The organism is Accumulibacter sp. (genome assembly GCF_032229525.1).
Classification (GTDB): Bacteria; Pseudomonadota; Gammaproteobacteria; order Burkholderiales; family Rhodocyclaceae; genus Accumulibacter.
This window is the reverse complement of record NZ_JAVTWB010000126.1, coordinates 1-10,054: the sequence shown is the minus strand read 5'-3', so window position 1 is coordinate 10,054 and position 10,054 is coordinate 1. Positions and strand designations below refer to the sequence as shown.

The 10,054-nt window shown below is 59.9% G+C and carries 7 protein-coding genes; 4 read left to right on the top strand and 3 right to left on the bottom strand.

Annotated features, from left to right (window positions below; genetic code table 11):
• Positions 1-183: 183 nt before the first annotated feature.
• Entirely contained in the window at positions 184-636 is a 453-nt protein-coding gene (locus tag RUW20_RS08715; RefSeq protein WP_313951820.1) for a DUF302 domain-containing protein, read from the bottom strand.
• 320 nt (positions 637-956) lie between these two features.
• Between RUW20_RS08715 and RUW20_RS08710 the strand changes: the two genes are divergently transcribed.
• Positions 957-3,542 carry a PHB depolymerase family esterase gene (locus RUW20_RS08710; protein ID WP_313951818.1) on the top strand — a complete coding sequence of 862 codons (2,586 nt, stop codon included), beginning with the start codon at positions 957-959 and terminating at the stop codon, positions 3,540-3,542.
• 64 nt (positions 3,543-3,606) lie between these two features.
• On the opposite strand, the gene RUW20_RS08705 is transcribed toward RUW20_RS08710, so the two are convergent.
• A complete protein-coding gene (locus tag RUW20_RS08705; RefSeq protein ID WP_313951817.1) occupies positions 3,607-4,383 on the bottom strand; it encodes an enoyl-CoA hydratase in 777 nt (258 codons plus the stop codon).
• Between the two features lie 290 nt (positions 4,384-4,673).
• Positions 4,674-6,140 (bottom strand): metal transporter, encoded by a 1,467-nt coding sequence (locus tag RUW20_RS08700; RefSeq protein WP_313951816.1) that lies wholly within the window; start codon positions 6,138-6,140, stop codon positions 4,674-4,676.
• 809 nt (positions 6,141-6,949) lie between these two features.
• Here RUW20_RS08700 and RUW20_RS08695 point away from each other — a divergent pair.
• The 3 genes from RUW20_RS08695 to RUW20_RS08685 all read left to right on the top strand — a co-directional run bounded on the left by RUW20_RS08695 (position 6,950) and on the right by RUW20_RS08685 (position 9,807).
• Positions 6,950-8,488, top strand: coding sequence for an AMP-binding protein (locus RUW20_RS08695; protein ID WP_313951815.1), 1,539 nt, complete (start codon positions 6,950-6,952; stop codon positions 8,486-8,488).
• A 209-nt stretch (positions 8,489-8,697) separates the two neighbouring features.
• A complete protein-coding gene (locus RUW20_RS08690; RefSeq protein WP_313951814.1) occupies positions 8,698-9,099 on the top strand; it encodes a hypothetical protein in 402 nt (133 codons plus the stop codon).
• 192 nt (positions 9,100-9,291) lie between these two features.
• Positions 9,292-9,807 (top strand): class I SAM-dependent methyltransferase, encoded by a 516-nt coding sequence (locus RUW20_RS08685; protein WP_313951813.1) that lies wholly within the window; start codon positions 9,292-9,294, stop codon positions 9,805-9,807.
• Positions 9,808-10,054 lie beyond the last annotated feature (247 nt).

Here is a 10,054-nt window from a genome sequence, read left to right as displayed (position 1 = left end):
ACATGAACACAGAGCTCCTTTCCGCGCCGTTAGCACGAACCCGTTGGCGGCATTCTCACGAATTCAAAGTGCAAGCGATTGCCGCCCGTGTGGAGCCCGGCCCATCGATTGCTGCTGTCGCGCTGGCCAACCAGTCGGCAAAACGACATTTCACGTGAGCAGGTTTTTCATTGGGTCAATAAATTAGGGAGCGACCACGGCTTCGGTCAGGGCGGCCAGTGCCTTGCCAAGATTTGCGACCACCGGACACTGCGCAACGTCGTGTCGCCGGGCAAGCAATGCGGGGTCGTTGTAACCAACCCAGACGTGCGAAGTGGCATCTTCCCAAACCAGCAGCTTGAGCGGTAGGTCGATACCTACCGACTGTGCGCATTCCATGAACGGCGTCCCGCCTTGTGGATTACCGAAGATCAGAAGTTCAGTGGGCCGAAGGGACTTGCCGATCTTGGCCGCGCCTGCAGCGTGGTCGATACGCGCGAATACGCTGAGCCCGCGTTGCTTGACGATGTCTTCGGCCCGAGCCATGGTGTCTTTCGCACTGTAAGGACTCTCGACCACCACCAGACCGTCTGCAGCGGAGGCCAATGATGCCGTGGCGATGACGGTGGCGGCTGCGATCAAGCTCGGGATCTTCATGAAGCACTCCTTTCGTTTTCGTGTGTGCTTTCACTATGACACCAAATCAGGAGAGAACGAAGAGTGCCCGGTTTTCCAGGCGAGAGTCACGCGGTAGGGTTTTCTTCGCCTCCGCCGCAACTCCCGGATCGGCCGATCCAATCGGTGTTCGCCGTGTTGAATTGCTTCCTGCCCCACGGAACCGCTCGAAGAACCAGGAGCGAGCTGAAATTCGCTGCGATCCCGGTCTGATTGCCTCGCTTGAGGATATGGAAATGCATTAGACGTCACTTACTAAAAAAAGACGTGCATATTTCGAAAGTGCGTGCTATCGTCGCTTCATGGTTAATCGACTGGCACGTTACGAATTCAGCGAGAGGCTCGCCGATATCCTCGGCGAGTCGCAGCGCGACCTGCGCTTTCGCGTCACTTTGATGGTCACGGGCGGTTTGGTGGCTCCTGGTCCGCGCGGGCGCGGTTCGCCCCTGGCGACGCCGCAATATGCTGCTCATCTGTTGATCGGGGCGATGGCAGCACCGCAACAGGCGCAGACGGTCGAGGCCATTCGCTGCTATGAAAACCTGCGACCGGCAGCCGTAGCGGCGGGGGGCAATACTCCCCGAGTGCTCTTCGGTCCGGCGGTTGCGGCGGCGGCAGCAGATGAGCAACCCGAATCAGCGATACGCCTGGACGGATTGCGTTTCGGCGAGGCGCTTGCCCGCTTGCTGGAACTGGCCTGTGCCGACGAGACGCGAGCGATTGTCGCCGCAGATCTGTTCGGCGTCTGGATCAACCGGGGTTGCCCAGTCGCCTCGTTGCAGTTCAGTGCGTGGTGGCAGGGCCGCCGCGCCGTCTTCAGTCATACCTATGGCCTGGCACCGGACGCCGCTCCGCCCGCCTGGCTTGACCCAGAACGTGGTGGAGTGGTCGATCCGGGCCTCTTCCACACCGTCTTCCTGCCGGTCCGAAAATTGATCGAGATCGGCTGCCTTACCACCTTGTCCGATGACAGGAGTAGTCCAATGCTGAATAAACTGGGCCACAAGATGGCCGCCATTGCCAACATGGCAAAACTCGCCGCCAAGACGCCACACGGCAGTCGCTGGGAAAAATTGTTGTCGACCCTGGCGTCGGTAAAAGCCTGGTCCGACCAGGTGGACACGCAGGAGAACCGGTTGGTCGAAGTGGGCAACTTTGGCAGCAATCCTGGCGAATTGCGGATGTACACTTATCTCCCCCATGATCTGCCTGCCGACGCACCGCTGGTCGTGGTGCTGCATGGCTGCACCCAGAGCGCGGCGTCGTACAACAAGGGTAGCGGCTGGTCGACGGTTGCCGACCGGCATGGTTTTGCGCTGCTATTCCCGCAGCAGCAATGGAACAACAATCCCTTGCGCTGCTTCAACTGGTTCCGGCCCGAAGATAACGAGCGCGAACGTGGCGAGCCGGAGTCGATCCGGCAGATGGTCAACAAGATGCTTGCCGACCACGACATCGACCGTAGCCGGGTTTACGTTACTGGCACTTCGTCAGGTGGCGCGATGACGACGGTGATGCTGGCCAGCTATCCGGAGGTGTTCGCTGGCGGCGCGGTTATCGCCGGGGTACCTTATCGAACGGCCAAGGGCTTGCAGGAGGGGCTGGAGAGCATTTTCCAGGGGCGTTCGCGTTCAGGCGAGGAATGGGGAGCACTGGTGCGCGCTGCGTCGGCGCATCAAGGTCCGTGGCCCAAGCTCTCGATCTGGCACGGCGATGCGGATACGGCGGTGAAACCGGTCAATGCAGAAGAAATCATCAAGCAGTGGGTCAACGTACATGGACTCGATGAACGGCCGACGATCGAGATGCGTGTCGATGGCTATCCACGCCGCGTCTGGCAGGGAGCAGACGGTGACGAGTTGATCGAGTCCTACACGATTACCGGCATGTCGCATGGCGCTGCCCTTGATCCGGGGCCTGAGCCGCAGCAGTGCGGTACCGCGGCGCCGTTCTTCAACGCCGTCGGTATATCGTCCACGCACCGCATTGCTGATTTCTGGGGATTGCTTGCTGACCGCCCGGCCAGATCGAAAGCCCCGGAGGTGGTCGAACCTGCCCCGAGGGCCGACAGTGCGAGAAAGGCTGCCGCGGCCGATAGGGCGTCAGAGGCCGCCCGTACTGCGGGGCCGGTCGAGATGCCCGAGCACGGAGCCGGAGAAAAATCCGCAGGCGAGCCGGGTCCGGCGCATGCCTCCGGCTCGAATGATCGGTGGCGCACAACGGGTTCGCCACTGGGCCTCGATGTGCATGGCATAATCTCGGCATCGCTGCAAGCAGCGGGATTGCTCAAGGGTGGCAGCAGGCCACGCAGCACGGCACCACTGGGGATTGACGTGCCCGGCATTATTTCGACCGCGCTTGAGGCGGCGGGGGTGCTCAAGGGTCTCGGTCAGCACACAACGGCGGCCAGTCCCGACGCCGCGCTGCGCAACGCTGGCTGGGAAGGTGCCGGATGGGATCTGTTACTCGAAGACCCGCGCGCCTTTCGCGGTGGCTCGATGCTTTACGGGCACGCCTCGTCCGGTGACGCCGGCGCGGTTGGTGCGCGAGCGCAATCGATCACGCGGCGTGTGGCGCTAGGTCCTCGGCCGGAGTTGAGCTACGTGAGGCGACTGGATCTCAACGCTGCGGTGAACGATTACACCAGCGCAAGTTTCAGAGTTCTGGTCGATGGCGTTATCGTCGACGAAGTGACGGCCATCGGCATGGTGCACCAGGAGAACGAATGGTTGCGTCAATCCGCGGTCGATCTTGCGCGGTTCGCCAACCGCACGGTGACCCTGACGCTCGAAGTGGCCGCCTATTCGAACATCTACAGCACGGTGTACGCGAAGGCTTGGGTGGATCAGGTAACCATCAGCAACGCTGTCGATGTCGCCCACTGCTGAGCGCTTTTGACCTCCCGGCCCTCGCCACAAGCGCGGGCCGGGAGGGGTTGAGCGGCTTCGTGGATCAGCGATTGGTGAAGCTGGCTTTGCGTTTTTCGACGAAAGCCGTCATGCCTTCCTTCTGATCGTCGAGCGCAAAAGCCGAGTGGAAAGCGCGACGTTCGAAGAGCAGGCCCTCGGAGAGCGAGCTCTCGTAGGAGCGATTGATGCATTCCTTGATCATCATCACCACCGGCAGCGAGAAGCCGGCGATGCGGGTCGCTGTCGATAGAGCCTCTTCGAGGAGCTTGTCGGCCGGGACGACACGCGAGACCAGGCCGGCGCGCTCGGCTTCAACCGCGTCGATGTTGCGCGAGGCCAGGCACATTTCCATCGCTTTGGCTTTGGAAATGGCGCGCGGCAGGCGCTGCGTACCTCCGGCACCGGGAAGGATGCCCAGGCGGACTTCCGGTTGGCCAAACTGTGCGGTGTCGGCAGCCAGGATGATGTCGCACATCATCGCCAGTTCGCAGCCACCACCCAGGGCGTAGCCGGCTACTGCAGCAATCACTGGCTTGCGGCAGTTCTTTACACCTTCCCAGTTGCGCGTAATGAAGTCGCCTTTGTAGGCTTCCATGTAGGTCAGTGATTGCATCACCGTGATGTCGGCGCCGGCGGCGAAGGCTTTGTCCGAACCGGTAATGACGATTGCGCCGATGTTTTCGTCGGCCTCGAAGCCGCCGAGTGCGCTGCCCAATTCGTCCATCAGATCATCGTTCAGGGCGTTGAGTTGCTTGGGACGGTTGAGAGTGATCAGGCCGACTTTTCCACGGACTTCGGTGATGATGTTGACGTAGCTCATAAAGGAAATCTCCAGATTCAAGATGGATGATATTCGAGTGCCCACGACCATGTGGACACTTCTGCTGCTATTAGCTTGGGTGTGATGACGCTCGGCGCGATCGCTATCATGAACGATTTCTGCCGCTATCGCTTGCCGTGGCGCCACTCTTTCGCTGCGACGAAGCCTATCCAGAAGCAACGCGGCCGACCTGGACGATTGTCGTCGGGCCGGCCGCGTAACTTGCAGAGGATCAGAAGGCGAGTGCTAGTGACACACTACGCCGTCATTCTCCCGGACACTTCCCTTGCTCAGGAGATGTCCATCTGGAATTTCACCGGTCCGCGGGCAGCCTTGCCGTTGGCGTCGGTAAACTCGCCGGTAACCGGCGCTTTCTTGCCGTAAGGGCTGGTCAGGATGGCCACATGACCACCGAAGAAGGCCACCGACTCGAGACCGTCCCAGCCTTCCAGGTACTTGTTGCCGGCGGTGGCGCAAGCCGGCGTTACGAGGTCGTCCTTGATCGCATAGTTCTGGTACCAAGGCACCTTCAGATCGATCAGGCTCTTGATGTTCAGTGGCTGATCGAACAGTTTCACCGGCAAGGTGCCATCTTCCGCAATCGGGTCCTGGAAGGTGTGCGAGCTCATGTTGGCGATGGCCAGCGGCAGGTGTACACGTTCCTTGAGCAGCCAGCGGAACAGGGCGGCGGGGGTCTTGCCCGGGTTCATGCCCGTGGCGCGTTGCAGTGAAGCCTGATCGAGCACCTTGACCAGCGGCGTTTCACGGTCGATGGCCACAAAACGCATCCCCAAGCTGAGGAGGTAGCCGTTGGCGACCTTGTTGCCACTTTCCAGCGTGGTGGTGATGAAATCGTGGTGCATCGTCGGCATACCGCTGATGGCGTCACTAAAGGTGCCATCAACCGGCGTCACGTTGGTGATCAGGGCATCGCAGACATCCTTCAGTTTGCCCGAAAGGATATTCATCATGCAGATGTAACCGCCCTGGCAAGTTCCGTTCAAGGTGACTTTCTTGCCATCGTTCAGTTCCATGACCTTGGCGCAGATCTCGCGCGTTTGCTCGCAGTCCTGCTCGGGGGTCATCGTTTGGACCTTCTCGTTCGTCATGATGTCCTTGACGACGCGAACATAGGTCGGGATACCCTCGTTGGCGAAGGAGTGGCTGTAGCTCTTGTTCTCGAAGGGCAGGAAAGCCAGGATATGGACGCCGAGCATGTACGGCGGGACGAGAACGACCGGCTTCAGATCCTTGCGAACCTCGACGCCTTCCTTGAGCGGCAGCACCTGATACAACTGGAAGCTATCGGTTTCGTGTACCAGCTTGTAGTTGGGTGTCTCGAAATGGAAGCCGAACTCATCGCCGATGGCCTCGATCTGTTCGTTGAAGTTGGCGACCGCCTCCATGATTTCGGCTTCCCGCTTCATGTAGCCACCCAGCTTTTCGCCGTCGGCCTTGAGGATCGTGTTCAGGTAGGCACGGGTGCCTTCTTCGATCTGGTCGAAGGCGTAGTCGGCCATCTTCTCCTGCATGCCGGCAGAACCCTTGCGGGCCATGCCGACGCTATGCTCCATGACCTCGAAGGTTTCCAGCATGCTCATCGGGTTGTCGCGTGCGGCAGTCATGGCGATGTGGGCGGCAATGAACATGTTGTCATTGAACTCGCCGACTTCGCGGTTCGAAGCGCGCATCATCGCCAGCATGTACCTCCACCAACTCGTCGTGACGTCAGGCATTTCTCTTAGCAGTGAATACATTTTTCAACCTCCAATAGGTGACATGAGTCAAAACGGGTCGGCCCGTTGGGGCGACCCACGATTACCTTGGTGCCGCGGAAAGTCCGGATACTCTTGGACTCTTCGCAGAATACGAGTCGAGCGATCTTGCTTGGCGTCATGGCAACTCGCGGAGTGGCGCCATCGCCAGGATTACTTCGCAGTCGCAACCGTCCTCGCGGCGCAGGTGGCCGGCGACTGCCTGAACTGATCCTGCTTAACGCATCCCGACAAATCACGGAAGCAACTCCCAATCCAGGATGCACGGCCCAAGCGACGCGCCCGAACGGCCCTGGCCGGCACAGAACCCAAGCCGCTACAATAGCTTGGTCGATTGTCTTCCGCACCGCACAATTCATTCTACTCCTCTGTGTGGCATTTGTTCACCCCCTTTTCTGTTCTTGGCGGGATTATTCGCTTGGCGAGAGAAATGCTTGGAACATGAGCATTCGAGAGGAATTCTGCGCGTTGCAGGTTGGCGATTTGCCGTCTGTGGAATCTCCGGGAGTGCTTCGGCGGCGGTTTGAACTATCAGCCCTCCTGGCGTTATATAGTCAACTATGTTGCGCTGCGATGAACCCGGCGCCCCGCGGGCGGGCGGAATTGCCGTTTGGCGGAAGTGCTTGCCGGAATCGGTGCGCGTGGCGGCCGAGTAGGGATCAGCGGTTTGCTGACTGACGCCCCCCGGCAAAGTCCACTTGTATCGCCTCCGTGGACCGGGGAGTACACTTGATTTGTGGTGCTTGCGCGATTACCAATGCGTGGCACGGTTTTCTTGAGCCGGAGGAGAAATGCTGCAACTCGCAAACTTGATCAAACACCACTCGCAGTTTCGACCGGACCAAGTTGCCGTCGTTTTCGAGCAGGAGCGCCTGACCTGGCGCCAGTTCGAAGCACGTGTCAACCATTGTGCCTGCCTGCTGACATGGCTTGGCGTGCGCAAAGGCGACCGGGTAGCGACGGCGCTGTCGAATTGCCGCGAACTGCTCGAAGTCTACTGGGCGGTTCCCTCGATCGGCGCTGTGCTCGTGCCCTTGAGCCCATTGCTGATGGCTTCCGGCCTGGCCAGCCTGCTTCGTGACTCGGGAGCCACCTGCCTGATTACCCAGCAGTCGATGGCGCCGATGCTCGATCAGGTTCGTCAAGACTTTCCCGAGCTGGCAATCGATCATGTGTTGATGGTCGACGGTGCGACGGGTGACTACCCCGACTACGCGGCCATGCTGCAGACCTGTCCGGAAGGGGAGGGTGATCCGGTGCAGGTGGACCCCGAAGCGCTGTTCAACATCATGTATACCAGTGGCACGACCGGCCTGCCGAAGGGGATCATCCACAGCCATTTCGTACGCTCGATGTACTGCACACTGTTTGCTTCGGCATGGCGAATGACGCCGGAGTCGGTCGTGCTGCACACCGGAGCGATCGTCTTCAACGGCGCCTTCGTCACCTTGATGCCCTGCTTCTACCTCGGCGCCCGCTACGTCCTGCAGCGCCAGTTCGATGCCGAAGAGGCGATCGAAATCATCGCCCGCGAGGGCGTCACGCATACCATGATGGTGCCGGCTCAGATCATTGCCCTGCTCAATGCGCCGAACTTCTCGCCGGACAAACTCGCTTCGCTGCAGATGATCCTGTCGCTCGGTGCGCCCTTGTACCAGGAGCACAAGGATCAGCTCAATAGCCTGCTGCCCGACCGTTTTTACGAACTCTATGGGCTGACAGAGGGTTTCTGGACCATCCTCGACAAGACACAGTCGGTGCGCAAGGCCGGTTCGGTAGGTTCTCCCCCCTGTTTCTACGAGATGCGCATCGCCCATGAAGACGGTAGCGACGCGCCGATCGGTGAAGTGGGTGAGATCGTCGGCCGGGGTCCGTCATTGATGGGCGGCTACTACGGCCGCCCCGACCTGACCGCCCAGGCGATCCGCGACGGCTGGCTGTTCACCGGCGATCTCGGGTATATGGATAGCGAGGGTTACCTCTACCTGGTCGACCGCAAGAAAGACATGATCGACAGCGGTGGTGTCAAGATCTATCCGAGGGACGTCGAAGAGGTTGCTACGCGTCACCCGGCAGTCAGGGAGGTCGCCGTGTTCGGGGTGGCGCACGAAAAATGGGGCGAGACTCCGGTCGCCGCGGTGATCCTGCACGCTCATGCCTCGGTCAGCGCTGCCGAATTGCGCGACTGGATCAACGAACGCGTCGGCGCCCGTTATCAGCGTCTACACGCACTGCAGATCCTGGACGAATTCCCCCGCAATGCCGCCGGCAAGACGCTGAAGCGGGAGATGCGCGACACTTACCAGACGACGCCCGGCGACGGTGGCTGAGGGCGGCGCGGAAGACGCTCAACTCAGGCCTTCGCCATCTGGCCGCTACGATGACTTGGCAAATGGTCCACTTCTCAGAGATCGAGTCACTTCGTGCCTCGTTACAGTTTCTTGCATTCTCCGAGGCATATCTTGATGCTGCCAAGCTACTCTGTGGTGCACTCGCTGCATGTTCGGCTGAGTCAACCTATCCCAAGGGAGCCGTCGTCATGTCCGTCACCCTTCATGGCATCGAGCTATTTTTGAAGGCGGCGATCCTCGAGAAAGCTCCAAATGAACAATTTGGTGGGAACGTCGGCCATGACCTGGCGCGTCTTCACAAGCGGTATGCAAATCTCTACCCCGGAAAGAAGTATGCTTTCGAGGTTCCTTTCCGTGACGAAGAGGTAGTTCTTGCCAACACTGATTCGCGCATTCTCGAAGAACTCAAGCTTCGAATTGCCGAGCACAAGCGAGCCACACCGGCCGATCAACTGCATCGCTATCCCCGAGACACTGACGGAAATCCGTGGAAAGGCTTTCACTTTTTCGAAGCAAGCTCATTTGCTGGCCTCATCGGCCAGGTGCAAGAAGATATTGCACGCTTGAAGGAGTTGATTTTCAATGCCTAACCGCGCGTTCGAGAATGACGGCCTGCGAGCGTCGCTCGCACCGGCATCTCGCCGCGAACGCTAGGTGGAACCAAATAGATGCTCATGCAGTGCACCTCCAGAACTCTCGGAACCCGAGGCTACGCTGAACAGGCGGGGACGTTGATTCTTCGGTACGAGTCAATCTCGTTCGCGGAGCGCCATCGCGCTGAGATGCATCTCCTGCCAACGGTTCCAAGTCGCATCTTGGATGTTGGTGCTGGCACTGGCGTTGATGCGGTGTGGTTCGCCGAACGAGGGCATAGCGTTGTGGCGGTCGAGCCCACAGTGGAGCTTCTTGCGGCGGCCAAGGAGCTTCACCGCTTTGCTTCGATCGAATGGCTCAATGACGCTCTGCCAGAGCTCGAGCTGGTTCTGTCCCGAGGACAAGTGTTCGACACCATCATGTTGAGCGCCGTCTGGATGCACCTCGACGAGGCCGAGCGACGCGCGGGAATGTCGCGACTTGCCTCGCTGCTGGCCCCGGACGGCGTTTTGGTGTTTTCCCTCCGGCATGGACCTATTCCGGAAGCGCGGCGCATGTTCCAGGTCTCAGGCAGCGAGACAGTCGAGCTTGCCGGGCAATATGGTTTGCGGCCAGTGCTCAACGTGCAAACCGAATCCATTCAGGCGGTCAATCGCGCGGCGGGTGTCACTTGGACGCGCCTCGCCTTCAGGAAATCGGCGTAGCGTTCCACGAATGAAAAAAGCCGCTTTGCGACTGGTTGTGGCGAACGGTGATGGATAAAGCACCAAGGTGGATGTGTCACCGTGCCGCCGCTAAACGAGAATCTTGAACGTCCGCTTTCGCGGACGGCCACCTCCGCTTTGGGTCGTACGGCGCCATCCAGCGCTGCACGACGTCGATGCGGCGATTCGTCTGCCTACTGCTGCAGCACATAGGTTCCCGGGCTGTCGCACAGGGGCTCATAGCCTT